At 73.1% G+C, this 26,478-nt stretch carries 23 protein-coding genes; 10 read left to right on the plus strand and 13 right to left on the minus strand.

The genetic code is table 11. The features are described from left to right. Positions 1-33 precede the first annotated feature (33 nt). The 4 genes from ACFV18_RS03375 (at position 34) to ACFV18_RS03390 (ending at position 5,098) form a co-directional block, all read left to right on the plus strand. The gene (locus ACFV18_RS03375) at positions 34-198 is read left to right on the plus strand and encodes a hypothetical protein (RefSeq protein WP_380478702.1); all 165 of its coding nucleotides are present in this window, start codon (positions 34-36) and stop codon (positions 196-198) included. Positions 199-303: 105 nt separating this feature from the next. Continuing rightward, entirely contained in the window at positions 304-2,625 is a 2,322-nt protein-coding gene (locus tag ACFV18_RS03380) for a DUF4135 domain-containing protein (RefSeq protein ID WP_380478704.1), read from the plus strand. Continuing rightward, positions 2,622-3,818 carry a hypothetical protein gene (locus tag ACFV18_RS03385; protein WP_380478706.1) on the plus strand — a complete coding sequence of 399 codons (1,197 nt, stop codon included), beginning with the start codon at positions 2,622-2,624 and terminating at the stop codon, positions 3,816-3,818. The genes ACFV18_RS03380 and ACFV18_RS03385 overlap by 4 nt, the downstream gene beginning before the upstream one ends. Further along, positions 3,815-5,098, plus strand: coding sequence for a JmjC domain-containing protein (locus tag ACFV18_RS03390; protein ID WP_380478708.1), 1,284 nt, complete (start codon positions 3,815-3,817; stop codon positions 5,096-5,098). Before ACFV18_RS03385 ends, ACFV18_RS03390 begins: the two co-directional genes overlap by 4 nt. A gap of 9 nt (positions 5,099-5,107) precedes the next feature. Here the strand turns inward: ACFV18_RS03390 and ACFV18_RS03395 are convergent, their stop codons facing one another. The 6 genes from ACFV18_RS03395 to ACFV18_RS03420 form a co-directional block, all read right to left on the minus strand. Continuing rightward, positions 5,108-5,938 carry a hypothetical protein gene (locus tag ACFV18_RS03395; protein ID WP_380478710.1) on the minus strand — a complete coding sequence of 277 codons (831 nt, stop codon included), beginning with the start codon at positions 5,936-5,938 and terminating at the stop codon, positions 5,108-5,110. A gap of 247 nt (positions 5,939-6,185) precedes the next feature. Beyond that, positions 6,186-7,115 (minus strand): Gfo/Idh/MocA family protein, encoded by a 930-nt coding sequence (locus ACFV18_RS03400; RefSeq protein WP_380478712.1) that lies wholly within the window; start codon positions 7,113-7,115, stop codon positions 6,186-6,188. A gap of 285 nt (positions 7,116-7,400) precedes the next feature. Next, complete coding sequence (locus tag ACFV18_RS03405; protein WP_380478714.1) at positions 7,401-8,333, minus strand: LysR family transcriptional regulator; 933 nt, start codon at positions 8,331-8,333, stop codon at positions 7,401-7,403. A gap of 168 nt (positions 8,334-8,501) precedes the next feature. Next, on the minus strand, positions 8,502-9,692 hold the full coding sequence (locus ACFV18_RS03410) for a glycine C-acetyltransferase (RefSeq protein WP_380478716.1): 1,191 nt from the start codon (positions 9,690-9,692) through the stop codon (positions 8,502-8,504). Between the two features lie 48 nt (positions 9,693-9,740). Beyond that, a complete protein-coding gene (gene tdh / locus ACFV18_RS03415) occupies positions 9,741-10,772 on the minus strand; it encodes an L-threonine 3-dehydrogenase (protein ID WP_380478718.1) in 1,032 nt (343 codons plus the stop codon). A gap of 279 nt (positions 10,773-11,051) precedes the next feature. Then, positions 11,052-12,293, minus strand: a complete 1,242-nt coding sequence (locus ACFV18_RS03420; protein ID WP_380478720.1) for a hypothetical protein — start codon at positions 12,291-12,293, stop codon at positions 11,052-11,054. A gap of 45 nt (positions 12,294-12,338) precedes the next feature. Here ACFV18_RS03420 and ACFV18_RS03425 point away from each other — a divergent pair, with 45 nt between their 5' ends. Then, the gene (locus tag ACFV18_RS03425; protein WP_380478722.1) at positions 12,339-13,994 is read left to right on the plus strand and encodes a hypothetical protein; all 1,656 of its coding nucleotides are present in this window, start codon (positions 12,339-12,341) and stop codon (positions 13,992-13,994) included. A gap of 14 nt (positions 13,995-14,008) precedes the next feature. Here the strand turns inward: ACFV18_RS03425 and ACFV18_RS03430 are convergent, their stop codons facing one another. Next, the gene (locus ACFV18_RS03430) at positions 14,009-15,226 is read right to left on the minus strand and encodes an FAD-dependent monooxygenase (protein ID WP_380478723.1); all 1,218 of its coding nucleotides are present in this window, start codon (positions 15,224-15,226) and stop codon (positions 14,009-14,011) included. Between the two features lie 169 nt (positions 15,227-15,395). Between ACFV18_RS03430 and ACFV18_RS03435 the strand changes: the two genes are divergently transcribed. Further along, entirely contained in the window at positions 15,396-16,376 is a 981-nt protein-coding gene (locus tag ACFV18_RS03435) for a TetR/AcrR family transcriptional regulator C-terminal domain-containing protein (RefSeq protein WP_380478725.1), read from the plus strand. Here the strand turns inward: ACFV18_RS03435 and ACFV18_RS03440 are convergent. Continuing rightward, the gene (locus ACFV18_RS03440; protein WP_380478727.1) at positions 16,349-17,413 is read right to left on the minus strand and encodes an ATP-dependent DNA ligase; all 1,065 of its coding nucleotides are present in this window, start codon (positions 17,411-17,413) and stop codon (positions 16,349-16,351) included. The genes ACFV18_RS03435 and ACFV18_RS03440 overlap by 28 nt on opposite strands. A gap of 169 nt (positions 17,414-17,582) precedes the next feature. On the opposite strand from ACFV18_RS03440, the gene ligD reads away from it, so the two are divergent. Then, positions 17,583-18,575, plus strand: coding sequence for a non-homologous end-joining DNA ligase (gene ligD / locus ACFV18_RS03445; RefSeq protein WP_380478729.1), 993 nt, complete (start codon positions 17,583-17,585; stop codon positions 18,573-18,575). 7 nt (positions 18,576-18,582) lie between these two features. Here ligD and ACFV18_RS03450 read toward each other — a convergent pair whose 3' ends face one another. Further along, a complete protein-coding gene (locus tag ACFV18_RS03450) occupies positions 18,583-19,377 on the minus strand; it encodes a class II aldolase/adducin family protein (RefSeq protein WP_380478731.1) in 795 nt (264 codons plus the stop codon). Between the two features lie 223 nt (positions 19,378-19,600). Here ACFV18_RS03450 and ACFV18_RS03455 point away from each other — a divergent pair, with 223 nt between their 5' ends. Then, positions 19,601-20,776 carry a helix-turn-helix domain-containing protein gene (locus tag ACFV18_RS03455; RefSeq protein ID WP_380478733.1) on the plus strand — a complete coding sequence of 392 codons (1,176 nt, stop codon included), beginning with the start codon at positions 19,601-19,603 and terminating at the stop codon, positions 20,774-20,776. Here the strand turns inward: ACFV18_RS03455 and ACFV18_RS03460 are convergent. From ACFV18_RS03460 to ACFV18_RS03475, 4 genes are all read right to left on the minus strand, one after another. Continuing rightward, complete coding sequence (locus ACFV18_RS03460; RefSeq protein ID WP_380478735.1) at positions 20,766-21,002, minus strand: chaplin; 237 nt, start codon at positions 21,000-21,002, stop codon at positions 20,766-20,768. The two genes, ACFV18_RS03455 and ACFV18_RS03460, sit on opposite strands and share 11 nt — an antisense overlap. A 345-nt stretch (positions 21,003-21,347) precedes the next feature. After that, positions 21,348-22,076 (minus strand): succinate dehydrogenase/fumarate reductase iron-sulfur subunit, encoded by a 729-nt coding sequence (locus ACFV18_RS03465; protein ID WP_380478737.1) that lies wholly within the window; start codon positions 22,074-22,076, stop codon positions 21,348-21,350. Further along, complete coding sequence (locus ACFV18_RS03470) at positions 22,073-24,016, minus strand: fumarate reductase/succinate dehydrogenase flavoprotein subunit (RefSeq protein WP_380479247.1); 1,944 nt, start codon at positions 24,014-24,016, stop codon at positions 22,073-22,075. The genes ACFV18_RS03465 and ACFV18_RS03470 overlap by 4 nt, the downstream gene beginning before the upstream one ends. 32 nt (positions 24,017-24,048) lie before the next feature. Next, a complete protein-coding gene (locus tag ACFV18_RS03475) occupies positions 24,049-24,780 on the minus strand; it encodes a succinate dehydrogenase cytochrome b subunit (protein WP_380478739.1) in 732 nt (243 codons plus the stop codon). Between the two features lie 97 nt (positions 24,781-24,877). Between ACFV18_RS03475 and ACFV18_RS03480 the strand changes: the two genes are divergently transcribed. Further along, positions 24,878-25,801, plus strand: coding sequence for a LysR family transcriptional regulator (locus ACFV18_RS03480; RefSeq protein ID WP_380478741.1), 924 nt, complete (start codon positions 24,878-24,880; stop codon positions 25,799-25,801). A gap of 51 nt (positions 25,802-25,852) precedes the next feature. Next, the gene (locus tag ACFV18_RS03485) at positions 25,853-26,395 is read left to right on the plus strand and encodes an MOSC domain-containing protein (RefSeq protein WP_380478743.1); all 543 of its coding nucleotides are present in this window, start codon (positions 25,853-25,855) and stop codon (positions 26,393-26,395) included. Positions 26,396-26,478: the final 83 nt, after the last annotated feature.

The following is a 26,478-nucleotide window of genomic DNA, read 5'->3' on the forward strand; positions in this document are numbered from 1 at the left end:
ATCGCTGGGCCCCTCCTACCGTCAGGGAAATCGATGGAGACTTTGACCGTGCAGGCGCCGCAGGACTTCACCTTCACCGCGGAGGAGGAGTTTGATCTGGTGATCGGTGACCTGGAGCAGGGCGTTCCGGAGCACCGGCAGACCAGGATGGAGAGCGTCCCGACCGCGACGTGTTCGCGCATCTACTGCTGCTTCTAGCTCCGGGCGCGACGTAGCCCACGGCGCCGCGCGGCCGGGCGCCGCGCGGCGCCCGGCCCGAACGGCCGCGCGGCGTCGTACCCCGACCACCTGACCAGGGGCGGAATGGAACTGCGCGACCACGGCGGCGCCACCCGTGCGCCCGAACTCCCGCCCGCGACACGGCGGTTGCTGGCGGCACTGGCCGAGGGCAGGGCCGGGCGGGCGTTCCCGCCGGTGGCCGTCCCCGGGCCGGACGGCACGCTCGCCGTCGCGCGCCCGCTGGGTGGACCGTCCGACGCGCGGGCCCTGGAGCAGGCGCTGGCCGACGCCCGCTTCGTGCCACTGCACGAGGTGCTGCGGCGGATCGACGCGTGGTCGGCGCGGGCCGATGCCCGGCGGGTCGATCCGCAGGTGCTGCGGCTGGAGAACGCGGACCTGTTCGGTCCGCTGCTCGCCGAGACCCTGGCGGCCTGTCTGGACCAGCCGCCCGGGCGCGCCGCCGCCTTCGCCGACCGGCGGGCCGGGCAGTACCTGGACTTCCTGACCTTGTTCCTGGAGCGGCTGGCCCGCGACCGGCCCTCCGGCCACCGGGTCACCGGCCTGTGGGCGAACGGCGAGGAGACGCACAACGGCGGCCAGCGGGTGTTGCGGGTCGAGTTCGCCGACGGCGGCCGGCTCGCGTACAAGCCGCGCCCGGCGAACGGCGAGATCCTGTTCCTGGCCACCGAGGGCTCGGTGTTCGCCCTGCTCAACTCGCTGCCCCCGGCGGCCTGCCCCATCCGGCTGCCGACGATGCGGAGCTGGGCGGGCAGTGGCCCGGACCGGGCGTGCTACTCCTGGCAGGAGTGGATCGAGCCGCCGGACGAGTGGGGCGTCCTGCGCGCCGACGGCGGGTTCAGCCTGCGCGGCGCCGTCCTCGACCCCGGGGCGGCGGCCCGCTACTGGCACCGCGCCGGGTCGTTGGCCGCCGCCGCGTTCGCGTTCGGGATCGCCGACCTGATCGGTGGCAACGTGCTGATCGGGCAGCGCCCGGAGGACGGCGAGCCGCTGCCGTTCCCGGTCGATCTGGAGGCGTACTTCGCCGATCTGAAGCGCCTGTTCGAGACCGGGCTGCTGTTCGATCCCGCGGTCTCCGCGCAGCACCACACCGGCCTGGAGAACGTCGCGCGCTGGTGCGACGTGGACGGCCCCGCGACCTGCTGGCGCCCGCAGCCGGACGGCTCGCTGCGGCTGGAACGGCGGACCCTGCCCCTGGCCCGCACCGAGACCCGCGCGGTGGTCGGGGACACCGAGGGCAGCGCCGGGTACGGCCCCTACCTGCCGGCCATGCTGCGCGGCATGTTCGACGCCTGGACGCTGATGTGCCGAAACCGCGCCCGGCTCGCCGAGTTCATCGGCGAGCGGGCCGCCGGGCACCTGCTGCGGGTGATCGCCCGCCCGACGGCCGAGTACCCGAACGGGGGTGAAATCCCGTTCACCGAGGGCGAGTTGGCGCAGCTCGCGGGTGGCGACGTCCCGTACTTCTTCCGCGCGGCCGACGGCGGTCCGCTGCTCGCGCTGCGGATGCCGCCCGGCCGCGAGCTGCGCACGGACCCGGCCGATGCCCCGGGGTGGGACGGGGGCCGCCTCTGGCCGCCGGTCGCCGCTGTCCGCGAGGGCGGGAAGCTGGACCTCGCCGGGCTCGGCATCGCCCTGCGCGACGCGGTCGAGCACGTGTACGGCGACCTGGAGCCGCAGCGGAGCGAGCTGCACGACCCCGAGCGCGGGGTGCGGATCGCCTGGCGCGGCCCGCGTGAGGGCGAGGCGTCCTTCGACTGGCCGCAGGCGGACCGCCGCATCACCTACCGGTGGGACGAGACCACCTTGCGGCTGCGCGTGGACCCCTTGAACGGTGCGAAGGCCCAGGCCGCCGCCGGGATCCGCGCACGGCTGCTGCGCCTGGGCCGGCTCGACGCCGCGCTGCGCGAGCCGTGGGCCGCCGGGGGCTTCGCCGACACCGGGCTGGAAGCGAAGCTCGACCGGCTGACCAGCACCGGGATCAGCTGGCTGCGCGGCGTGGTCGCCGAGCACGGCTGGCCCGGCCGCGCCCTGGTCGGGGCGCAGGCCGCCACGGTGGCGTGCGCCCTGCTCCAGCACCACACCGGCGACCTCGCGTTCCGGCGCGAGTGCCTGGCGCTGATCGAGGCCGCGGCCGAGCACGGCGACCTGCCCCGGCGCGACGCCGCCTACCTCACCGACTCGCTGCGCCGCGCCGAGGGCCGCCCGCAGCTGTACGGCACGAAGTTCGAGCGGGTCGCGGGCGGCGCACTGCGGCCCTGCCCGATCGAGGACGAGGACCGGGTGGACGAGCGACGCGCGGCCGTCGGCCTCGGCCCGCTCGCCGACTACGCCGCCCTGCTGGCACGGAAGTATCCGGCACCCGAGAACGAAGGGGTACAGGCGTGAGCACCACCGACTGGACCGAACTCCTCGCCGGAGCCTGGGGCAAGGAGCCCGCCCTGCTCCCGGCACCCGCCCCGGCGGACCCGGCGCACCTGCACCGCACGATCGTCGCCGCCTGCGAGCCCTTCCGCGCCGGAGCGGTGTTCCGGACCTTGCCGCAGGTCCGCCTGCACACCCCGCTCGGCTGGCTCGGCGCGCCGGGACGGCTGCTGCCCGACGCCGCCGACCGGAGCCCGGCCGCCTACCGGGCCCGGCTGCGCGGCGAGCCGCCAGGCAGCGGGACGGACGCCGGATTCCTGCTGAGCGTCCGTCAGCCTCTGCACACCGACTGGTCGCTGTGGTCGGCGGTCCGGGACACCCTCGCCGCGCTCTGGCGCCAGGTCGGCCTGCCGTGCCTGCCGGTCGTGGCCGAGCTGACCGAGGGCGACGACTTCACCCACCTCCGGGGCCTGGGCCTCCCCTCCGAACACGCGGTTCTGACCTGGGTGCTGGAGGGCGCCCTGGAGGCCGAACTGCACGAGGCGGACGGCGAGTTGCGCGTCCTGCGGGCCACCGCCGGCGAACTGCTGTACTGGCCGGAGGGCTCCCGCTGGCGCGAACGCCACCTCGACGGCTGCCTGACGCTGCGGATCTCCGTCCCCCGTGCGCAGCGCCTGGCGACCGGAGCGGTGAAGAACCTGCTGGCCGAGGACGTCCGGGACCGCCTGAAGTACGACGGCACGGTGCCCTGCCTGCCCTACCCGCCGCCCGTTGACCGGCCGCCCGTCCCGGCCGCCGCGGTGGTCGCCGTCGGCGAGGCGGCCCGCGCGGCGGCCGGGGGCGCGGAGCTGCCCGCCGCGCTGCGCACCCGGTGGGCGGCCTGGTGTTCCTCGGCCGGGCTGGAACCCGCACCCGGGCCACGCGCCGAGGTCCCGCTCACCCCCGGGCAGCGGCTGCGGGTGATGCCCGGGATCGTCCGGCTGCCGGACGGGCCCGGCCGCTGGATCTGGGCCGTCAACGGGCACGTCTTCCCGGTCGGCGGGGCCGCCGGGGAGCGGATCGCCCAGCAGCTGCGGCCCGGCCGCGAACTGACGGTCGGCGAGCTGTGCCGGGCGGTGGGCGCGGACGAGCACAACGGCGCCGTGACCGCGCTGCTGGGCACGCTCCACCGGCTGCGGGGAATCGACCTGACCGATGGCGGGAGGACGGACGGATGACGACCGCACCCGTGAGCGACCTGGCCGTCGTCCAGGGACCGCTCCGCTGGGACGAGTTCACCGCGCTCTACTGGGACCGGCGCCCGGTGCTGATCAAGGCCGCCCTCCCGGCGCCCTTCGAGCTGCGCGAGGTCTTCGCCGCCACCACCCTCGGCACCCGGCCGCCCGGCGCGTACCTGATGCCGCCGAACGCCCAGTTCGCCGTCGGCCGTTTCCAGCAGTCCGAGCCCGCGAACTGGTTCCCGCGCTCCGGGGACGGCAGCTTCGACGGCTACCGGCGGCGGCTGGACGCCGAGTTGGCGGCCTTCTCGCGGGAGCGGCGGTACGCGCTGGTCGTGCACGCCTTCCACGCCTTCCACGCCGGGCAGTGGGAGCGCCAGCGGGCGTTCTTCGAACCGCTGTGGGAGCGCACGGGGCTGCCGCTGTCGGGGGCGATCACCACGCTCTTCCACGGCAACTACGAGCACACCCCGGTCGGTGTCCACCGGGACCGCTTCGCCACCTTCCTGTTCGCCCTCGCCGGCCACAAGCGGATGCGGTTCTGGCGGGAGCGCCCGTGGACCGAGCCGGTGACCACCAAGCTGGACTACCAGGCCCACCTGGCCACCTCGTTCACCGCCGAGCCCGAGCCCGGCGACCTGCTGTACTGGCCCGCGAACTACTACCACGTCGGCGAGAGCGTCGACGGCGCGGTCGCGACCAGCGTCAATGTCGGCGTGCCGCGCGAGGCGCACCGCGCGGTCCACGACGTGGACGACCTGCTGCTGGGCCGGGCTGCGGACGCCATGGTCGATCCGGACGCCGCCCTGGTGCGGCTGCCCGCCGCCACCGCTCCGCTGTCGGTGCCCGAACTGCCGGCGGACGGCGCGCTGCCCGAAGCGCTGGAGCAGACCCTGCGGGTCTTCCAGGCGTACCGCGACCCCGACCGGATGCGGGACCGGGTCGCCTCGGTCTCGCTCCGCGACCTGAGCGCCTCCGGCCTGTGCCCCGTGCCGCCGCCCGAGCCACTGCGGCCCCTGGACGACGGCACGGTGGTGCGGGTGCGCGCCCGGGTGCTGTACGAGCCGGTCGGCGGGGCGCTGCTGTGCGCCGCCAACGGGCACCTGCTGCGCAGCGCGCTGACCCGGCAGCAGGCGGAGCCGCTGCTGCGGCGGCTCGCCGGACGGAAGCCGGTCCCGGTCGGCGAGTTGCTGGCCGGCCTGCCGGACGCCGCCCGGGCGGACGCCCGCGACCTGCTGGAGGCGTTGGAGAGCTTCCGTGCCCTGACCCGCGACCGGTAGGGCCGTCCGTCACCAGATGGTCACGTCGAGCTTGACCAGGCCGAGATCGTAGGGGATGTCGGCGATCCGGACGGCGATCACGGCGCCCTTGCTGCTGGTCAGGCAGAGCGTCGCGCCGGCCCGAAGGCCCTTGGCGTCGTTGGCGGGGCGCTCGGCGGCGGTGGCGTAGCGAAAGCTCTTGATGGTGCCGGCCCGGGCGGCTTCGCGGCAGCCGGCTTCGGTGAGCTCGGTGCCGGGCGGGAGCACGGCGGCGAGGTTGCCGAGCACGAGGGTGGGCGCCGGGTGGTCGTGGGCGACGAGCTCGTAGGACTTCTGGTCGGCCTCGGACATCGCGTTCCAGTCCTCGTCGGTGACGAGGGTGGAGAGCGGCTTGTCGTTCGGGGCGTCCAGGTCGATCAGCTCGTAGCCGGTGCTGACCACGTCGATCTGGAACGAGACGGTGCGCGGCGCCCGGATGCTCGGACTCGGACTCGGGCTCGGTTCGGCGGACGGCGACGGGAGCGGCGACGGCGCGGGCACGGACGGGGCCGACGGCACGGGCGCCGACGGTGGCGGCGGGACCCGGGGAGTGCTGACGGCCTCGTTGGACTTGATGCCGATGGGGAGCGCCGTGATGATGCCGGCCGCGTTCATGGCGAGGACGGTGATCGTGGTGACCGTCCCCAGGATGGCGAGCGAGAGCAGCAGGGCGCGCCGGTTGGCCTGGGTGTCCGGGGCCTCCCAGGAGACGCCGTCGCGGCTGGCGTGGAACGTCACCCGGTCCGGATGGCCCTCGGCGGGGTGCGGGCCGTCCGGCTGCTCCCCGTCGTGAGGTGGGGGCCCGGGGTCGGGTGCGGTCACGTGGCTCTCCTGCGGTCGGATCTCGTTCGCCACCGTACAGTTGGCGCCGCCGACCGCCGGTGGCCGTCCGATGCCTGGTCAGGGGCTCGTCGGCAGCCGGTCGGCGGCTTCTCTGCTGGGCGCATGCCCCGTCCCGGTGCCGGTGGAACTGATCCTTTCGGGGTGCGCACCGATCGGGTGAATCGCTCGTTCGAGCGATCCGCGCCGGGGCCGGCTGACGGCCTGTCGGCAGAACGGGATCCGGGGGTCAGACGGCGGACTCGATGCGTTCCACGATCAGTTCGCACAGTTCGTGGGTGCGCAGCGCGTCGGTGGCGTCGAGGGTCTTGCCGGCCCGCAGCGCGTCCAGGAAGTGCAGGACCACCTGTTCGATGCCGCGCTGGCGGGCGACCGGCACCCAGTCGCCGCGCCGGCGGACGGTGGGCTGGCCCTTGTGGTCGATGACGTCGGCGAGGTTGTGGACCTCGCGCTTGGAGTCGGCTCCGGACACTTCGAGGATCTCCTCGGCGGAGCCCGAGACCCGGTTCATCAGGCCGAGCGCGGTGAAGCCCTCGCCGGCCAGGGTCAGCACGACGTGCTCAACCAGGCCGCCCCGGACCCGGGCCCGGACGTCCACCTGCTCGATCTCGCCGGGGGCCAGGAATCGCAGGGTGTCCACTACGTGGATGAAGTCGTCGAAGACCAGGGTGCGGGCCTGCTCGGGCAGCCCCTCGCGGTGCTTCTGCAGCACGATCAGGTCGCGCGGGCGTTCGGCGGCCAGCAGGTAGCCGGGGGCGTGGCGGCGGTTGAATCCGACCATCAGCGAACGGCCTTCGCGCCCGGCCAGCTCGACCAGGTGCCGCGCGCCGTCCAGATGGTAGGCCAGCGGCTTGTCCACGTACACCTCGACGCCCCTGGTGAGCAGCTTCTCCACGATCGGGACGTGCTGCTCGGTGGCGGCGTGCACGAACGCGGCCCGGATGCCGGAGTCGATCAGCTCGTCCAGGTCAGTGGTCCGGAACGGGATCCGGTAGGCCTCGCCGATCCGGTCCAGCTTGGCCCTGTCCCGCGTCATCAGCCGCAGGTCCAGGCCGGGTTGGGCGGTGAGGACCGGCAGGTAGGCCTTCTGCGCGATGTCTCCGAGCCCGATGACACCGATCGGAAGGGCGGCGGTGCGGTCGGACGCGTGATCGCTCATTCTGGGCACTCCTGCGAGGTGGATGACGGCCCGGCGCGGGCCACCCGGCAGCATATGCCAGACCGCTGTTGAGCAGTCAGGTTGCGAATGGACCGGCCGAATCACCCCGTCTCCGGGCTCCGTTTCCGACGACTGCGCCTGCGCCGCCGATGCGCCCAGCATCCCGCGGAAGTCGGCCACCGCGTCCGGCAGTTGGCCGGCGTAGCCACCCTGGGCCAGGCGCAGCACGAACTCGACGGCGTCGTCGGGGTGCGGGTCGGTGTAGGGCTGGTGGTTGTCAGCAGGTCAAACCGCTTGCCCCGCGCGGCGGTCGAGGTGGCCGGCGGCTTCGGCGAGGGCGCGTAGGACGGGCCGGATCAGGGGGTGGAGTTCGGCGCCGGCCCGGGTCGCGGCGAACACCTTGCGGGTGGCGAGGGCGCTGGTGACGGGGCGGACGGCGACCCGGCCGCGGTCGGCGGCGCGCAGGGCGGAGCGTGGGACGAGGGCGACGCCCGCGCCGGCCGAGGCGAGTGCGGTGACGGCGCTGAAGTCGTCGGAGGAGTGCACCAGCCGGGGCTGGAAGCCGGCGTTCTCGCAGGCCAGCAGGACCACGTCGTGGCAGGGGTTGCCGGGGTAGGGGCCGATCCACGGTTCGTCGGCGAGTTCGGCGACGGCGACGGGGCCGGTGCCGGCGGCGAGCGGGTGGTCGAGCGGGAGGACGGCGTCGAAGGGTTCGGCGTACAGCGGGAGCCGGGTGAGCCGCCGGTCGTCGGGGCGCGGGGCGCCGCGGTATTCGACGGCGACGGCGATGTCGGCGCGGCCGTCGAGCAGCATCGGCAGGCTGGCGTCGCCCTCGGAGTCGCGTGCCTTGACGCGCAGGCCGGGGTGGGTGCCGGCCAGTGCGGCGATCGCGGGGGCGAGGACCATGGCGATGCCGGTGGCGAACGCGGCGACGGTGACTTCGCCGGCGGCGCCGGAGCTGTAGGCGGCCAGGTCGGCCTCGGCGCGTTCCAGTTGGGCGAGGACGGCGTCGGCGTGGCAGACCAGGATCTCGCCGGCGGCGGTGAGGCGGACGCCCCGGCCGTCGCGGACCAGCAGGGTGTGGCCGGTCTCCTGTTCGAGGGCGGCGAGCTGCTGGGAGACCGCGGAGGGGGTGAGGTAGAGCGCGGCCGCCGCGGCGGTCACGGTCCGGTGGTCGGCCACGGCCCGCAGGGTCCGCAGCCGTCGTGCGTCGATCACGGGTCAATTCTGCCAGCGCCGCGGGGGTGATCCGAACGGGTGCTCGGAGGTGGCGCGGGGAGCCGGGGATCGGCTCCCCGCGCCTCGGCGGGCCGCCCGGGGGATGGGAAGGAGGCGGCCCGTCGCGGATGGCGCGGTTGAGGGTTGGCCCGCGCCGGGTCGTGGGGCTTACTCTCCGAGCGCGGCCCGGGCGTCGATGAACGCGGCGACGGCGCGCTCGACGTCCTCGGTGCTGTGCGCGGCGGACAGCTGGACCCGGATCCGGGCGGCGCCGTGCGGCACCACCGGGTAGGAGAAGCCGATCACGTAGACGCCGCGCTCCAGCAGCAGCTCGGCGAGGCGTCCGGCCTTGGCGGCGTCGCCGATCATGACGGGGGCGATCGGGTGCTCGCCGGGCAGGATCTCGAACCCGGCCTCGGTCATCCTGGTGCGGAACAGCTCGGTGTTGGCGGCGAGCTTCTCGCGCAGGTCGTCGCTGGTCTCCAGCAGGTCGAGCACGGTGAGCGAGGCGGCGGCGATCACCGGGGCGAGCGAGTTGGAGAACAGGTACGGGCGGGAGCGCTGGCGCAGCAGCGCGACGATCTCGCGGCGGGCGGCGACGTAGCCGCCGGACGCGCCGCCGAGGGCCTTGCCGAGGGTGCCGGTGATGATGTCCACGCGGTCCATCACGCCGTGCAGCTCGGGGGTGCCGCGGCCGGTGGGGCCGACGAAGCCGACGGCGTGCGAGTCGTCGACCATGACCATGGCGTTGTAGCGGTCGGCGAGGTCGCAGATCTCGGCGAGCGGGGCGATGTAGCCGTCCATGGAGAACACGCCGTCGGTGACGATCAGCCGGCGGCGGGCGTCCTGGGTGGCCTTGAGCTGCTGCTCCAGGTCGGCCAGGTCGCGGTTGGCGTAGCGGTGGCGGCGGGCCTTGGAGAGCCGGATGCCGTCGATGATGGAGGCGTGGTTGAGGGCGTCGGAGATGACCGCGTCGCGCTCGTCCAGCAGCGTTTCGAAGACGCCGCCGTTGGCGTCGAAGCAGGAGGAGTAGAGGATGGTGTCCTCCTGGCCGAGGAACTGGGAGAGCCGCTGCTCCAGTTCCTTGTGCACGTCCTGGGTGCCGCAGATGAAGCGGACGGACGCCATGCCGTAGCCCCAGCGGTCCAGTGCCTCCTTGGCGGCGTCGATCACCTTGGGGTGGTCGGCGAGGCCGAGGTAGTTGTTGGCGCAGAAGTTGAGCACCTGGCCGCCGGTGCCGGAGGTGACGGTGATCTCGGCGGACTGCGGGGTGCCGATGACGCGTTCGGGCTTGAACAGGCCGGCTTCGCGGATCTCGACGAGGGTGGCGGCGAGGTCGTCGCGGACGGTGTCGAACACGGGGGTGTCGCTCCTAACGAGGGTCAACAGGCTTGCCGAGCTTGCGGTCTAGAGCGTGGTCCAGTCGAGGATGACCTTGCCGCAGTTGCCGCCGGCGGCCTCGTCGAAGGCGGCCTCGAAGTCCTGGGCGGCGTGCCGGCCGGTGATCACCGGGCTGAGGTCGAGTCCGCCTTCGAGCAGCACGGACATCGCGTACCAGGTCTCGAACATCTCGCGGCCGTAGATGCCCTTGATGGTGAGCATCGAGGTGACCACGGCGGACCAGTCGATCGGGAACTGGTCGGCGGGCAGGCCGAGCATGGCGATCTTTCCGCCGTGCGTCATGTTGGCGATCATCGACTGCATGGCCTCGGGGCGGCCGGACATCTCCAGGCCGACGTCGAAGCCCTCGCGCAGGCCGAGCTGGTGCTGGCCGTCCTCGATGGTGTGCTGCGAGACGTCCAGGGCGAGGGTGACGCCGAGCTTGCGGGCCAGCTCCAGGCGGTACTCGGAGACGTCGGTGATCATCACGTTGCGGGCGCCGGCGTGCTTGGCGACGGCGGCGGCCATGATGCCGATCGGGCCGGCGCCGGTGACCAGCACGTCCTCGCCGACCATCGGGAAGGACAGCGCGGTGTGCACGGCGTTGCCGAACGGGTCGAAGATGGCGGCCACGTCGAGGTCGACGGGGACGCGGTGCACCCAGACGTTGGAGGCGGGCAGCGCGACGTACTCGGCGAACGCGCCGTCGCGGTTGACGCCCAGGCCGATGGTGTTGCGGCACAGGTGGCGGCGGCCGGCCAGGCAGTTGCGGCACTTGCCGCAGACCAGGTGGCCCTCGCCGCTGACCAGGTCGCCGACGCTGATGTCGGTGACGGCGGCGCCGAGGGCGGCGACCTCGCCGACGAACTCGTGGCCGATGGTCATCGGGGTCTTGATGGTCTGCTGGGCCCAGCCGTCCCACTTGCGGATGTGCAGGTCGGTGCCGCAGATGCCGGTGCGCAGGACCTTGATCAGGACGTCGCCCGGGCCGATCTCCGGCTCCGGGACGTCGGTCATCCACAGGCCGGGGGCGGCGTCCAGCTTGACGAGTGCCTTCACTGCGAGGGCTCCTGACGCGAAGTGCGGGCGGTCCTGCGGTCGGCAGGCCCGGGGGTGGCCCGGCGTGCGGCGGTTCACCGGCCGGGCAGGGTGAAATCTGCCTGGTCACGGGGGGTGCGGTCCATCGAGGAATTCTTAACGGGTGCCACAGCAGGGCTGAACGATCGTGCCCGAGCAGGACGGCGCGGCGGTCGGCGGCGTGCCGGAAAGCACCCGGACGGAGCAGCGCGACGGGGGCCCCGACGGCCGCTCGGCGCGCCGTCCACAACCGCTGTGCCTTCAGTCGGCGTTCGCACCCGGCAGGTAGTGCGCCAGGTACGCGAGGTGCTCGGGGTCGAGGTCGGCCGCGCGTCTGCGGTCGTTGATCGCCTCGATGAGGTGGCCCTCGGCGAGGAAGCGGTAGGCGAAGATCTCGGTGCTCGGCGCGTTCCAGAACAGCTCCGGGGGCGAGGGCATGACCAGCTCGCCGTCCGGTCCGTAGCGGGCCTCCGGCTCCTCGGTGAGGTCCCGGGCCGAACTGACCACCGCCGACCGCCCGTTGTGGTGCAGGTACAGGTACCAGACGATGCAGCTCTGCTGGTCGCGGAAGAACGCCACCAGCCGGTCGGCCGGGTCCAGCGGGCTGGGCACCGGGCCGGAAACGTCCGTCCACGCGCCGCCGCCGACCCGGTCGAGGCAGCGGTGCAGAGCGGCCCGGGTGATCAACGCCAGGAAATCCGCCGGGAGTTCGAGCCCGTCCCGGGCCAGCTCGGCCGCGATCGGGTCCGTCACGGCGGTGCGGTAGTCCAGCGGCTCGCCGGTCTCGCCGAACCACGCGTAGTCGCCGACGAAGCTCGCCTCGTCCAGCGGCGGCACGGTGTCCGGGGCGTAGGCCTGGAACCAGGCGAAGGTCCGGGACTGCCGGTCGTACGGCCGGTAGGGGCCGATGCCGTACCCGGCCCAGCACGCCGGCAGCCGCACCGCCGACGGGCCGTCGCCGATCGCCCGGTACGCGTCCTCCGGTGGCGGCGGCGCTGCCGCGAGGACCCGCGTGTGCGGGCTCCACCGCGCTTCGGGCAACTGGACGTCCGGGTGGCCGAGTTCGTCCGGCAGCGGGTCCCGGTCCTCCGGGGCGGGCTCGGGCTCGGGCACCAGGAACCCGCCGAGGTCGTCGCGCCGGTCCTCGGGCCAGCGGGCGTCGATGGCCCGGGCCGTGGCGGTGCAGTCGGGGCACTCGTCCTGGCCGCCGCCCCACATGCCGAACGGCGAGCCGGTCAGGTCCGGGCGTTCGATCCCGCAGAGCGTGCGCCGGAAGTACCCGTACGCGTGCCGCCGGGCATCCGGCAGCATGTCGCTCCAGGCCGCCTCCCACCGCAAGTCCCACTCGCTGTACGCCTGCCGGGCGCACGCGCCGTCGATGCCGACCCGGACGACCGCGAAGCACCAGGTGCAGATCCGGATCTCGCGGTACCACCGGGAAGGCGGCACGTCGTACTTGGCCAGGTCGTGGTCACAGAGGTCGCAGCGCATGACGTTGATCATGCCGTTCGCCCCCGACACCGGCCGTCCGAGCACTACGCTGCGCGCGTGACTGAGCAATCGAACGCCCGTCTTGAGGAACTTCTCGACAGCCGCGCGGACGGGCACGAGCCCGCGCCGGAGGCGGTGCTGACCGCACTGTTCGAGGGCGGGGCCTTCATTCCCGTCACCACCGACCGGAAGGTGATCGTCCTCCCCGACGACGAGATGCCGCCCACCCTGCTCGGGTTCACCGGCGCGGAGGTCGGCGCGGAACTGCTGCCGTCGGCCCCCGCGATGCTGCACTGCGACGTGGCGCAGCTGCGGGACATCCTGGCGCAGACCGGCATCGCCCGGCTCGCGATCCGCTCCAGGGACGGGCAGGCGCTGCTGCCCGAGCAGGTGCTGCGCGACTGGGCGGACTGCGGGCCCGGAACGGAGATGGAATACGGCCCGTCCACCGACCCGACCGCGATCGCCCTGCGCGACGCGATGGCTCGGCGGATCCGCGAGTTCCCCGCCGTCCGCTCGGTCTGGGTCGCCCGGGTGACGGCCGAGGGGGAACACCTGATGGTGCACTTCGCCGTGGACGAGGACCTGCCCTCCGGTTCCGCCGACCGTCTGATGCAGACTGTGCTCCGCGAGGACGTGGAACTCGGCCCGGGCCGGCCCAAGGTCGCGATGGCCGCCCTGAACACCACCACCCACGCCGACACCATCGCCCGACTCGACCGCCAGGGCCTGGACACGGTGCGCCACGACGCCGAGTCGGGCCAGGTCCAAGTGATCTCCCACGAACACGACGACCCGATGAACACCCCCGCGCCCCCGCCCAACTCGCCTGCGGGGAGCGGCAGTCGGGCGTCGAGGAGACCCGGCGGGCAGCAGCCGCCCAAGAACTCCGGTGCGCCCGGGAACAAGCAGTCGAACCACCGTCTCGCCGAGCTCCTCGACAGCCACGCGGACGGGCACGAGCCCGCGCCGGAGGCGTTGCTCGCCGCGCTGGTCGAGGGCGGGGCGTTCATTCCCGTCACCGACGCCTGGAAGGTGATCTTCCTCCCCGACGACGACCAGTCGCCCATCCTGATCGGGTTCACCAGCGCGGAAGTCGGCGCGGAGCGATTTCCGACGGCCCCCGCGATGCTGCACTGCGACGAGGCACGGCTGCGGGACATCCTGGAGCAGACCGGCGTCGGCAAGCTCAAGGTGTACTCCGGGCGCTGGTGGGCGTCCTTTCCCGGGCAGCTGCTGCGGGATCGGGCGGCCTACGGACCCGGGGCGGAGTTCAGGCTCGACTGGTCCACCGACCCGACCGCAGTCGCCCTGCGCCAGGCCCTGGTTCGGCGGATCCGCGAGTTCCCCGCCGTCCGCTCGGTCTGGATCGCACAAGTCCGGTGGCAGACCACCGGCGAGGAGCACCTGCTGCTGCACATCTCGGTGGACGAGGACCTTCCCTCGGGCTCGGCCGACCGCCTGATGCAAACCCTGCTCCACGAGGAGGTGGAGCAGGGCCCGAAGCATCCGAAGATCGGGATGATCGCCCTGAACACCACCACCCACGCCGACACCATCGCCCAACTCGACCGCCAGGGCCTGGACACGGTGCGCCACGACGCCGAATCGGGCCAGGTCCAGGTGGTCTCCCGCGAGTACGACGGCCCGCCGGCGGACGCCCCCGCGCCGCCCCGGCCCCCGGCCAAGCGCCGCTGGTTCGGCCGTTCCTGACGACGGCTCCACGCTCAACCGCCGTGTGGGGCCAAGGCGTTGGCGTAGTCGGGCAGTTCGACCTCGCTCGCCTTCGCGGCCTGGGCCTCCATGATGGAGCGCAGTGGCCTGCGGGTCATCCAGCGCATGGACGCGGCGCGCAGCGCGATCATCGTGCGGCCGTTGGGGGCGTAGCCCGCCATGCCTCCCGGGGGAAGTTCCTGGGCCTTGGCGGCGTAGGGCTTCATCCGGTGCTGGAAGCGGGCGAAGGCGGTGGTGAAGTCGCCGTTCGCGGTGGCGAGTTCGCCGGCCAACAGGTAGGCGCCGACCAGCGCGAGGCTGGTGCCGAGGCCGGTGAGCGGGGTGGGGCAGCAGGCGGCGTCGCCGATCAGGGCTGTTCGGCCGCGGGTGTAGCGGTCGAGGCGGACCTGTCCCAGGTGCTCGAAGAAGAAGTCGTCGGCCTCCGTCATCGCGGCGAGCAGTCGGTCGACCTCCCAACCGGCCCCGGCGAAACGGTCGGTGAGCAGGCGCTGCTGGGCGGCGCGGTCGCGGCGGTCGTAGGCGAGGGGGGCGGAGCGGAAGCTGAGTCCGGCCTTGACCTCGCCGGGCGCCCGGCCGGGGCGGGCCATCGCCACCCGCCCGCCGGGGGCGTTGTACATCAGGAACCAGTCGTCGAGGTCGAGGTCGAGGCGGGCGGTGAACCACGCGGTGTAGCCGCCGATGGGGACGAAGTGCTCGCTCTCGGGCCCGAAGGCGAGGCGGCGGACGGTGGAGTGCAGGCCGTCCGCACCGACCACCAGGTCGAAGCGGCGGGGCGGGGCGTTCTCGAACGTGACGTGCACGCCGTCGGCGTCCTCCCGGAGGGCGGTGACGGTGTCGTCGAAGAGGTACTCGACGTCGTCGGCGGTGGCCCGGTACAGCACGGTGGCGAGGTCGTCGCGGAGGAGTTCGAGGTCGGAGACGATGCCTTGGCCGCCGAAGGCTTCGGTGGGTATCTCGGCGATGCGCTTGCCGTCCCGATCGACCAGGGCGAGGCCGCGCTGGTCCACGGTGACCTGCCGGACCTGGTCGAGCAGGCCCATCCGCTCGATGACGGTGCGTCCGGCGCCGCGCAGGTCCACGGCCTGTCCGCCGGGGCGGGGCGCGGGGGCGCGTTCCACCACGACGGGACGGAAGCCGGCTTTGCGTAGCCAGTACGCCAGGGTGGGTCCGGCGATGCCGCCGCCGGAGACGAGGATGTCCGCGTTCTTCATGGCATCGAACGTACGGCGTACGCACCGCACTGCACAACCCAATCAAGCCGATCCCTCGAATTACTGCACTAGTGCACTAGTGCAGCCCGAAGCACTCCGAACCCTGGTACGGTGCCGAGACGGGCAGCTGGCACGGGCCGACTGGTGCACTAGTGCGGAGGTGGAGCGGGTGGATCGCTACGAACAGATCGCGGGCGAACTGCGGCAGCGGATCGAGCGCGGCGAGCTCCGGCCCGGCGACCGGGTGCCGTCCACCCGGGAGATCACCCGCCGCTGGAACGTGGCGATGGCCACCGCCACCAAGGTGCTGACGGAGCTGCGCGGCCAGGGCCTGGTGCGGATGGTCCCCGGCGTCGGCACCGTCGTCGCCCAGGCCGCCGCTCCCACCGCGCACGGCGCACCCGCCAGGCCCGCAGCCCGCACGACCGCCGGCGGCGAGCGGCAGATCCCGCGCCGGCTCACCGTCGAGGGCGGCCTGACGGCGGACCGGATCGTCGCGGCGGCCGTGGCGATCGCGGACGCCGAGGGCCTGGAGGCCCTGTCGATGCGCCGGGTGGCGGCCGAGCTGGACGCCGCCACCATGTCGCTGTACCGGCACGTGCCCGACAAGGACGGCCTGGTGCACCTGATGATGAACCAGGTCTTCGCCCACATGAGGTTCTCCCCCGCCGACGCCGCGCTGCCCTGGCGGGCCCGGCTGGAACTGGCCGCCCGCCTGCTCTGGGACCTGTTCCGGGCGCACCCCTGGCTGGCGTCCGCAATGTCGGTGACCCGCCCCCAACCGGTCGCCAACGCGCTGCCGTACGGCGAGTGGGTGCTGTCCACCCTGGTCGCCGAGGGCCTGGACGTTCAGACCGTGTTCACCGCGTACCTGACGCTGTTCAACTACATCCGCGGCACCGCGCTCAACCTGGAGATGGAGGCCGCCGCCGAGGCCGCCACGGGGCAGGACGCCGAGGCCTGGATGGACCAGCAGGAGCCCCGGTTCATGGAGTTGATCGCCGAACACCCCACCTTCCTCCGGCTCACCCACGAGAGCTACGACTTCGACCTCGACCAGCTCTTCGAGTTCGGGCTCCAGCGCCTGCTGGACGGCCTCGCGGTACTGGTCAACTCGGCCGCTCAGCCCAGCAGTTCGCCCAGGTCGTAGGAGACCGGCTCCTCCAGCTGCGCGTACGTGCAGCTCTCCGGCGTGCGGTCCGGCCGCCAGCGCTTGAACTGGGTGGTGTGCCGGAACCGGGTGCCCTCCATGTGGTCGTAGCCGACCTCGGCCACCCGCTCGGGGCGCAGCGGCACCCAGGAGAGGTCCTTCTTGCCGGTCCAGCGGCTGACCGCGCCGGGGAGCCGACTGCTCGCCTGGGCCTGTTCGTCCGCCCAGGCCGCCCACGGGTGGCCGCTCAGGTCGTCGGCGTCGAGCCTCAACGGGGCGAGCTCCTCGGCGAGTTCGCGGCGACGGGCCATCGGGAAGGAGGCGCTGACGCCGACGTGCTGGAGGCGTCCTTCGGGGTCGTACAGGCCGAGCAGCAGGGAGCCGACCACGGGGCCGCTCTTGTGTTCGCGGTAGCCGGCCACCACGCAGTCGGCGGTGCGGACGTGCTTGACCTTGAACATGGTGCGCTCTCCGGGCCGGTAGGGGGCGTCGAGCGGTTTGGCGACCACGCCGTCCAGGCCGGCGCCCTCGAAGCGGGAGAACCAGCCGCGGGCGGTGTCGAGGTCGGTGGTGGCGGGGGCCAGGTGGACGGGCGGGGTGCCGTCCGCCAGCAGCTGGGCGAGTTCGGCGCGGCGTTCGATCAGCGGGCGGGTGGTGAGGTCCTCGTCGTCGAGGGCGAGCAGGTCGAAGGCGACCAGCGAGGCGGGAGTGCGTTCGGCGAGGGTGCGGACCCGGGACGCGGCGGGGTGGATGCGTTCCAGCAGTTCCTCGAAGTGCAGCCGTCCGTCGTGCGCGACGACGATCTCGCCGTCCACCACGCACCGCTCGGGCAACTGGTCCCGGACGGCCGCCACCACCTCGGGGAAGTATCTGGTCAGCGGCTTGCCGGTGCGCGAGCCGAGTTCGATCTCGTCTCCGTCGCGGAACACGATCGCCCGGAAGCCGTCCCATTTCGCCTCGTACTGCATGCCGGGCGGGATCGCGGTGACGGCCTTGGCGAGCATCGGCGAGACCGGCGGCATCACGGGTAGCTGCATGCCCCCGATGGTCCCCGGCCCGCGCACCGCGCCACGGCGTGTCGGGCCGCCCCGGCGTGTCGGCTGCCTGAGCGGTGGGCGCAACGCGCAGTGGGCGCAACGCGCAGTGGGCGCAACGCGCAGTGGGCGCAACGCGCGATGCGTGGGCGGGCCGCCTAGCGTGGACGGCATGGCTTCTGCTGTGGAACTGGAGGTCGGCGGCCGCACGGTACGGCTGTCCAACCCGGACAAGGTGTACTACCCGGAGCCCGGGTACACGAAGCGGGACGTCGCCGAGTACTACCTGGCGGTCGCCCCGGGCGTGCTGCGCGGCCTGCGCGAGCGGCCGACCACGCTGCAGCGCTTCCCGGACGGCGTGGACGGCGAGTTCTTCTACCAGAAGCGGGCGCCGAAGGGCCTGCCGGAGTGGCTGCCGACCGCGCGGATCGCCTTCCCGTCCGGCCGCAGCGCCGACGAGATCTGCCCGACCGAGGACGCCGCCGTGCTGTGGGCGGCCAACCTGGGCTGTCTGACCTTCCACCCGTGGCCGGTGCGCCGCGCGGACACCGAGCACCCCGACGAGCTGCGCATCGACCTCGACCCGCAGCCCGGCACCGACTTCACCGACGCCGTCCGCGCGGCGCTCCAACTGCGGCCGCTGCTGGAGGAGTTCGGCCTGACCGGCTGGCCGAAGACGTCCGGCGGCCGGGGTCTGCACGTGTACGTGCCGATCGAGCCGCGCTGGACGTTCACCGACTGCCGGCACGCCGTCATCGCGCTCGGCCGCGAGTTGGAGCACCGCAGCGGCGGCGAGGTCACCACCAAGTGGTGGAAGGAGGAACGCGGCGAGCGGATCTTCGTCGACTACAACCAGATGGCCCGCGACCGCACCATCGCCTCCCCGTACTCGCTGCGCCCCCGCCCGCAGGCCACCGTCTCCACGCCACTGCGCTGGGAGGAGGTCGAGCAGGTCTCCCCCACCGAGTTCACCCTGCGCACCGTGCCCGAGCGGTTCGCCGAACTCGGCGACCTGCACGCCGACATGGAACGCCGACCCGCCTCCCTGGAGCGCGTGCTGGAGCTGTACGCGCACCAGGACGCGGGCGATCTGCCTTACCCGCCGGACCACCCGAAGATGCCGGGCGAGCCGCGCCGGGTGCAGCCGAGCCGGGCCAAGAAATGACCCGCCCTCACTCGAACAGGTCGGGCTGTTCGCGGGTGATCTGGTCGTACAGGGGCTGGTAGTTGACCCAGCCGGCCAGGTCGTTGCCGATCTGGCGGTGGGTGAGGGCGGCGTTCTCGGGGGAGATCGGGACGGTGGGGCCGGCGGCCTGGGCGAGCAATTGGACCTGGCAGGAACGTTCCATGGTGATGAACCACCAGGCGGCGGCGTCCACGGTGCTGCCGACGGTGAGCAGGCCGTGGTTGCGCAGGATGACGGCCTTGTGCGGGCCGAGGACGGTGGCGATCCGCTCGCCCTCCTCCAGGTCGGTGACCAGGCCGGTGTAGTCGTCGAACAGGGCGTGGTCCTGGTAGAAGGCGCACACGTCCTGGGTGATGGGCTCAAGGCGGCGGCCGAGGGCGGACAGCGCCCGCCCGTGGGTGGAGTGGCTGTGCGCGGCGGCGACCACGTCCGGGCGGGCCCGGTGGATGGTCGAGTGGATGACGAACGCGGCCTGGTTGACGGGGTAGCGGCCCTCGACCACGGTGCCGTGGTGGTCGACCAGCACCAGGTCGCTGACCTTGATGTGCTTGAAGGACAGGCCGAACGGGTTGACCCAGAAGTGGTCGGTGAGTTCCGGGTCGCGGGCGGTGATGTGCCCGGCGACGCCTTCCTCGAACCCGAGCTTGCCGAAGATCCGCAGCGCGGCGGCCAGGCGTTCCTTGCGGTGGCGGCGCTCCTCCTCGACGGTGTCGAAGCTCGGTGGCAGTCGGAAGATCAGGTCGCCGGGCAGGCGGTCGAGCAGGGACTCGGTGTCGGACATGGCAGGTCACCTCTCCATGGGGTGCGCACTGGCGGGGGCGGGCACAGCTCACCAGGGCCGGCCGGGCCGGGCATAGGCTGGCGGCGCCCAACGCGGACGGCGCCGATTGTCCGCCGGGGTCAAGCACGGGCGGGGTCGAGCACCGGCAGGGTCGAACACAGGCCGGATCGAGCACAGGCAGGGTCGAGCACAGGCAGGGTCGAGCACAGGAGGTTGACGGTCGGTGGAGGCGTTCGTGCGGCTGGTGGCCGGGCGCACCGAGGACCCGGAGGTGCTCGCGGCGGCGGTACGGGCCGCGCGGGCCGCGTCCGAGCTGGTCGCCGCGCTGCCGGAGCGGGAGGTGCGACGGCACACCCGGGCCCTGCTGGACGGGGTGCGCGCGGCGTTGCAGGGCGACGGCGAGCCGGGGGCGCAGGCGCTCGCGGCGGCGGCGCTGCTGGGCTCGGACCGGGCGCGCCAGGGGGTGCCGGTGGCGGCGCTGCTGGACGGTTTCCAGGCGGGCCGCTCGCACCTGGTGGGGGCGGTGATCGCGGAGGGCCGGCGCTGCGCCGTCCCGGCGGACGAGCTGCTGGACGGCGTGACCCGGATCGACCACATCACCATCATGCTGGCTCGCCGCATGGTGCAGGCGCACCGGGTGGCGGAGCTGGCGGCGGCCCGCACCGCCCGCGAGGGCCACGCCCAGACCCTGCGTCAACTCCTGCACGGGGAACAGGTGGAGACGCCCGGAGCGCCGCTGTCGCCGACCGGCCGGTACCGGTGCGTGGTGACGGCGGTGAGCGATCCGGCGCTGGCGGGCCCGCTGGAGCAGGCGCTCGCCGCGGCGGGCCCCGGCCTGTGCGGTTTCGTGGACGGCCGGCTGGCGGCGCTGACCGGACCCCTGCCCGTCCTGCCCATCGACGGCCCGACCGCCGTCGTCACGCCGCCTGCCGAACCGTCCGGCCTGGCCCCCCTGTACGTCCTCGCCCGGCAAGCCCTTCGAGCCGCCGAGGCGGCCGGCCTGACGGGACTTCACCACTTGGCCGAGCTGGCCCTGCTCACCGCCACGCCCGCCGAGAGCGAGCTCGGGGCCCTGCTGGCGGGCTCCCTGCTGGGCGCCCTGGACCCCGGCGATCCTTTCCACCGTGAGCTCGCCGCCACCGCTCTGGCCCAGCTGACCCATGGCGGCCGCACCGACCGGACGGCCGCCGAGTTGCACGTGCACCCCAACACGGTGAAGTACCGGCTGCGGCGACTGCGCGACCTGACCGGTGGCGACCCGCTGACCGGTGGCGTCGAGCACACCGCGCACTGGTGGTGGGCGCTGCGCAGCTGGCTGGAGCGTGGGGCGCCGCCCCGGGCCCGCCCGCAGAGCGCGGCGGGCCCGGGCGCGCCTGGACCGTCGTCGGTCACTTGTTGATGCAGATGTTCCCGACCGCCGGGTTGAGCAGGCCGACGATGTTGACCGAGTTGCCGCAGACGTTGGCCTGCACCTCGATGGGGATCTGGATCAGGTTGCCGGAGAGGACGCCGGGCGAGTTGGCGGCGACGCCTTCCGCTTCGGCGTCGGCGGCGGCGGAGCCGGCTCCGACGAGAAGGCAGGCCACGGCCAGTCCGGAGGCGGCGAGGGACGTGCGAATACGCATGGAAAACTCCTCATGTGATGATCGGACAATCTGACCCCGATCACACCTGCTCAAGCGCCCCGAACCTCCGCATTGAACGGATCGTGGGCGTGTCCGCCGCCCGCCCCGAACCGGGCCCGATGCCCAACCGGTCCGGTGGTCCGGCCGGACGGGCCGCCGCGACCACGCCGACCCTGGTGATCGCGGGCGGTCCGGCCAGTCACCGACCGCAGAGCCGGGTCGCCGCGTCGGCCCGCACCATCCCCCACGGCCGCCTGCACACCGTCCCGGTGGGACACCTGGTGCACGAGGCGGCCCCGCCTGGCGATCGACTTCCCTACGGGGGCCGGCTGCCCGGGGAGCCGGTCAGCTCCGCAGGAACTCGCGGTTGAGCCGGGCGATTCCGGTCAGCGGGATCCCCTTGGGGCAGGCGGTGGCGCACTCACCGGTGTTGGTGCAGCCGCCGAAGCCCTCGGCGTCCATCGCGCCCACCATGTTCCGTACCCGCGAGGCGCGTTCGGGCGCGCCCTGCGGGAGGACGCTGAGGTGGACGACCTTGGCGGCGGTGAACAGCATCGCCGAGCCGTTGGGGCAGGCGGCGACGCAGGCCCCGCAGCCGATGCACTCGGCGTGCTCGAAGGCGAGGTCGGCGGCCTCCTTGGGGACGGCGGTGGCGTGCGCCTCGGGGGCGGAGCCGGTGGGTGCGGTGATGTAGCCGCCGGAGCCGATGATCCGGTCCAGCGCGGAGCGGTCCACCACCAGGTCGCGCACCACGGGGAAGGCGCCGGCCCGCCAGGGTTCGACGTCGATGGTGTCGCCGTCGTTGAAGTGCCGCATGTGCAGCTGGCAGGTGGTGGTGCGTTCGGGGCCGTGCGCCTGGCCGTTGATGACCATGCCGCAGGCGCCGCAGATGCCTTCGCGGCAGTCGTGGTCGAAGGCGACGGGGCGCTCGCCGCGCAGGATGAGTTCCTCGTTGAGGGTGTCCAGCATCTCCAGGAAGGACATGTCCTCACTGATGCCGGATATCTGATAGATCGTCATCTCGCCCGGGGTGTCCGGGCCTTGCTGGCGCCAGATGCGCAGGGTGAGGTTCACGCGTAGCTCCGCTGGGTGGGGTGGACGTGCTCGAAGACGAGCTCTTCCTTGTGCAGGACGGGGGCGTCGCCGGTGCCGGTGAACTCCCAGGCGGCGGCGTAGCTGAACTCCTCGTCCCGGCGAGCGGCTTCGCCGTCGGGGGTGGCGGATTCGGTGCGGAAGTGGCCGCCGCAGGACTCGCTGCGGTGCAGCGCGTCCAGGCACATCAGTTCGGCGAGTTCGAAGTAGTCGACCAGCCGATTTGCCTTCTCCAGCGCCTGGTTGAGTTCGGCGCCGGTGCCGGGAACCTTGATCCGCCGCCAGAACTCCTCGCGCAGTTCGGGGATCCGGGCCAGCGCGTGCCGCAGGCCGGCCTCGTCGCGGGCCATCCCGCAGTTGTCCCAGAGCAGTTCGCCGAGTTCGCGGTGGAAGGAGTCGGGGGTGCGGTCGCCGTCCACCGAGAGGATCAGGTGCAGCCGGTCCGTCACCTCGGCCTCCACCTCGGCGAGTTCGGGGTGGTCGCCGGGGACGGGCTCCAGCGGGGTGCGGCCCAGGTAGTCGTTCAGCGTGGGCGGCAGGACGAAGTAGCCGTCGGCGAGGCCCTGCATCAGCGCGCTCGCGCCGAGCCGGTTGGCGCCGTGGTCGGAGAAGTTGGCCTCGCCGATCGCGAACAGGCCGGGGACGGTGGTCTGCAGGTCGTAGTCGACCCACAGGCCGCCCATCGTGTAGTGGATCGCCGGGTAGATCCGCATCGGCACGGTGTACGGGTCCTCGGCGGTGATCCGCTCGTACATCTCGAACAGGTTGCCGTACTTGGCCTCGACGGCGGCCCGGCCGAGCCGGGCGATCGCGTCGGCGAAGTCCAGGTACACCCCTTGCCCGCCGGGGCCGACGCCGCGGCCCTCGTCGCAGACCACCTTGGCGGCCCGGGAGGCGATGTCGCGGGGCACCAGGTTGCCGAACGCCGGGTAGATCCGCTCCAGGTAGTAGTCCCGCTCGTCCTCGGGGATCTGCCCGGGCGGCCGGGTGTCGCCCTTCGCCTTCGGCACCCAGATCCGGCCATCGTTGCGCAGCGACTCGCTCATCAGCGTCAGCTTGGACTGGTGGTCGCCGGAGCGCGGGATGCAGGTCGGGTGGATCTGCGTGAAGCAGGGGTTGGCGAAGTACGCGCCGCGCCGGTGGGCGCGCCAAATGGCCGTCGCGTTGGAGTTCTTGGCGTTGGTGGACAGGTAGAACACGTTGCCGTAGCCGCCGGTGGCGAGCACCACGGCGTCCGCCAGGTGGGAGCGGATCTCGCCGGTGACCAGGTCGCGGGCGACGATGCCGCGGGCCCGGCCGTCGATCACGATCAGGTCGAGCATCTCGGTGCGGGCGTGCAACTCGACGTTCCCGGCGGCGATTTGGCGGGACAGTGCCTGGTAGGCGCCGAGCAGCAGCTGCTGGCCGGTCTGGCCGCGGGCGTAGAAGGTGCGGGAGACCTGGACGCCGCCGAAGGAGCGGGTGTCGAGCAGGCCGCCGTACTCGCGGGCGAACGGCACGCCCTGGGCCACGCACTGGTCGATGATCTCCACCGAGACCTGGGCCAGGCGGTGCACGTTGGACTCGCGGGCGCGGAAGTCGCCGCCCTTGACGGTGTCGTAGAACAGCCGGCGGATCGAGTCGCCGTCGTTGCGGTAGTTCTTCGCGGCGTTGATGCCGCCCTGCGCGGCGATCGAGTGGGCGCGCCGCGGGGAGTCCTGGAAGCAGAACTGGACGACGTGGTAGCCCTGTTCGGCGAGCGTCGCGCCGGCCGCGCCACCGGCCAGGCCGGTGCCGACCACGATCACGGTGTGCTTGCGGCGGTTGGCCGGGTTGACCAGCTTGGCCTCGAACCGCCGCTGGTCCCACCGCTGTTCGATCGGCCCGGCCGGGGCCCGGGTGTCGGCGACGGGCGCGCCGACGGTGTAGTCGAGGTAGCTCATCGGGGCCTCTCCGGCGTTCGTTCCGTCGTGGTTCATCGGACCAGTCCCGCCATCACGGAGACCGGCACCGACAGGAAGCCGACCGTCAGCAGCAGCGCCAGCGCGTTCGCGGCGAGCTTCAACACCCGGTCGCGGCGCGGGTTGTTGACGCCCAGGGTCTGCGCGGCGCTCCAGAACCCGTGCCGGATGTGCAGCCCGAGCGCGAGCATCGCCAGGCAGTAGATTCCGCCGCCGTACCAGGTGGAGAACGAGGCCACGATGTTCCGGTACGTGTTCCCCTCCTCGGCGGCCGGATTCACGGTGAGCGTGGTCAGGTCGAGGATGTGCCAGACGACGAACAGGCCGAGGATCACCCCGCCCCAGCGCATCGTCCGGGTCGCGTAGCCGGCCTGTCGGCGCCGGTGCACGTACTGCTGCGGGCGGGCCCGCAGGTCGCGGCGGGAGAGCTGGTAGGCGGCCACGCCGTGCGCGACCACGGCGGCCAGCAGGACGGCGCGGGCCAGCCAGAGGAACCAGCCGAAGTGCAGCAGCGGCTGGCCGATGGTGCGCAGCCAGTGTGCGTAACCGTTGAGGTCGTCCGGGCCGAAGAACACCTTGAGGTTGCCCAGCATGTGGGCCACCAGGTAGGCGAGCATCAGCAGCCCGCTGACGGCCATCACCGCCTTCTTGCCGACGGAGCTGCGCCACAGCGCCACCGCGGCGGACGGATGCCGACCGGGAGTGAGGGTCCGGTTCTCCCGGTTTGTCCGGGTAGCAGAAGCCATGAGCATGACGGTAGGCCCGGCGCGCAGGCGCTGTCCAAGACATGAAACCGCTGCCGACGATAGGCGATTCCTATGATTGCTGCCTAGGATGGCCGGTGTGCAGTTGCAGCAGCTCACCTACTTCGTCGCCGTCGCCGACGCCCGGCACTTCACCCGGGCCGCCGAACTGACGCACGTCTCACAGCCGTCACTCTCGCAACAAATCCGCTCCCTGGAACAGGAGTTGGGCGCGGAGCTGTTCCACCGATCGCGCTCGGGCAGCTCGCTGACCGACGCCGGGCAGGCGCTGCTGCCACTCGCCCGGCGCATCCTGGCCGACGCGGAGAGCGCCCGGCGGGCCGTCGCCGAGACGGTGCAGCTGCGCCGGGGCCGGGTCCGGTTCGGGGCGCCGCCCTCGCTCTGCGCCAGCCTGGTGCCCGAGGTGCTGCGCGCCTACCGGGCGCTGCACCCCGGCGTGGACCTGCGGCTGACCGAGGGCGGCTCGCGCGACCTGGTCCGCGATCTGGAGGCCGGTGAACTCGACCTCGCCCTGATCATCGCCGCGCCGTCCGCCGCGCCCGCCGGCCTGTCCGTCACGCCGCTGCTGCACGAGGACCTGGTGCTGGTCTCCGCCGAGCCGCTCCCCCGCCGCCGGGCCCGGATCACCGACCTGCGCGGCCAGGGCCTGGTGATGTTCCGGGAGGGCTACGACGTCCGCGAGACCACCCTCGCCGCCTGCCGCACGGCCGGCTTCGAGCCGACGTACGCCGTCGAGGGCGGCGAGATGGACGCCGTCCTGGCCGCCGTCCGGGCCGGCCTCGGGCCCGCCGTCGTCCCCGGCATGGTCGCCGCCAGCTCCGGCCTGGGCTCCACGCCCTTCGCCCCGCCCGGCCTGGGCCGCACCATCGCCCTCGCGCACGGCCGCGACCTCCCGCTGACCCGCGCCGCGAGCGCCTTCCGCGGCGCCCTGCTCGCCTACCTGGTCGACGCCGACCGGGCCGGCTCCCTCCCACCGGGCAGCCGCCTGCTCCCACCGGACTGACCGCCGCATAGGCTGACGGAAGGAACGTTCGTTCAACGAAAGGCGGTCCGGGTGTCCGGCAACGTGGTGGCAGTCAGCAGCAAGGGCGAATACTCCTTCAGCAAGCCCAACCGGCCCGACATCCGCCTGCTCGAAGGCCTCGGCGTCGAGGGCGACGTGCACTCCGGCGTCACCGTCAAGCACCGCTCCCGGGTCGCCCGGGACCCGACGGTGCCGAACCTCCGCCAGGTCCACCTGATCCACGCCGAGCTCTTCGACGAGGTGGCCGAGGCCGGATTCACCGTCGCCCCGGGCGACTTGGGCGAAAACGTCACCACCCGCGGCCTCGACCTGCTCGGCCTCCCGGTCGGCGCCCTGCTGCACCTCGGCCCCGAAGCGGTGGTCGAAGTCACCGGCCTGCGCAACCCCTGCGCGCAGATCGACAACTTCCAGCACGGCCTGCTCAAGCAGGTGGTCTTCCGCAACGACAACGGCGACCTGGTCCGCAAGGCGGGCATCATGGGCATCGTCCGCACCGGCGGCCCGATCCACCCCGGCGACACCATCACCGTCACCCTGCCGGACGGCCCGCACCGCCCGCTCGACCGCGTCTGACCGCCCCGGCGCCCGGGCCGGGGAAGGCGGTTCGGTCAGAACCGGCCGGTGCCGAGCTCCAGGTCGAACGGGGCGGGCAGCCG

Source organism: Kitasatospora sp. NPDC059673, assembly GCF_042734215.1.
Taxonomy (GTDB): domain Bacteria; phylum Actinomycetota; class Actinomycetes; order Streptomycetales; family Streptomycetaceae; genus Kitasatospora.

What these genes read in the sequence shown, in the direction of transcription:
- ACFV18_RS03400 (WP_380478712.1), bottom strand. Translation starts at nt 7,115, where the DNA reads ATGAGCGATCACGCGTCCGACCGCACCGCCGCCCTTCCGATCGGTGTC.
- ACFV18_RS03430 (WP_380478723.1), bottom strand. Translation starts at nt 15,226, where the DNA reads ATGAAGAACGCGGACATCCTCGTCTCCGGCGGCGGCATCGCCGGACCC.
- ACFV18_RS03380 (WP_380478704.1), top strand. Translation starts at nt 304, where the DNA reads ATGGAACTGCGCGACCACGGCGGCGCCACCCGTGCGCCCGAACTCCCG.
- ACFV18_RS03440 (WP_380478727.1), bottom strand. Translation starts at nt 17,413, where the DNA reads ATGCAGCTACCCGTGATGCCGCCGGTCTCGCCGATGCTCGCCAAGGCC.
- ACFV18_RS03390 (WP_380478708.1), top strand. Translation starts at nt 3,815, where the DNA reads ATGACGACCGCACCCGTGAGCGACCTGGCCGTCGTCCAGGGACCGCTC.
- ACFV18_RS03420 (WP_380478720.1), bottom strand. Translation starts at nt 12,293, where the DNA reads ATGATCAACGTCATGCGCTGCGACCTCTGTGACCACGACCTGGCCAAG.
- ACFV18_RS03475 (WP_380478739.1), bottom strand. Translation starts at nt 24,780, where the DNA reads ATGGCTTCTGCTACCCGGACAAACCGGGAGAACCGGACCCTCACTCCC.
- ACFV18_RS03375 (WP_380478702.1), top strand. Translation starts at nt 34, where the DNA reads ATGGAGACTTTGACCGTGCAGGCGCCGCAGGACTTCACCTTCACCGCG.
- ACFV18_RS03450 (WP_380478731.1), bottom strand. Translation starts at nt 19,377, where the DNA reads ATGTCCGACACCGAGTCCCTGCTCGACCGCCTGCCCGGCGACCTGATC.
- ligD (WP_380478729.1), top strand. Translation starts at nt 17,583, where the DNA reads ATGGCTTCTGCTGTGGAACTGGAGGTCGGCGGCCGCACGGTACGGCTG.
- ACFV18_RS03470 (WP_380479247.1), bottom strand. Translation starts at nt 24,016, where the DNA reads ATGAGCTACCTCGACTACACCGTCGGCGCGCCCGTCGCCGACACCCGG.
- ACFV18_RS03460 (WP_380478735.1), bottom strand. Translation starts at nt 21,002, where the DNA reads ATGCGTATTCGCACGTCCCTCGCCGCCTCCGGACTGGCCGTGGCCTGC.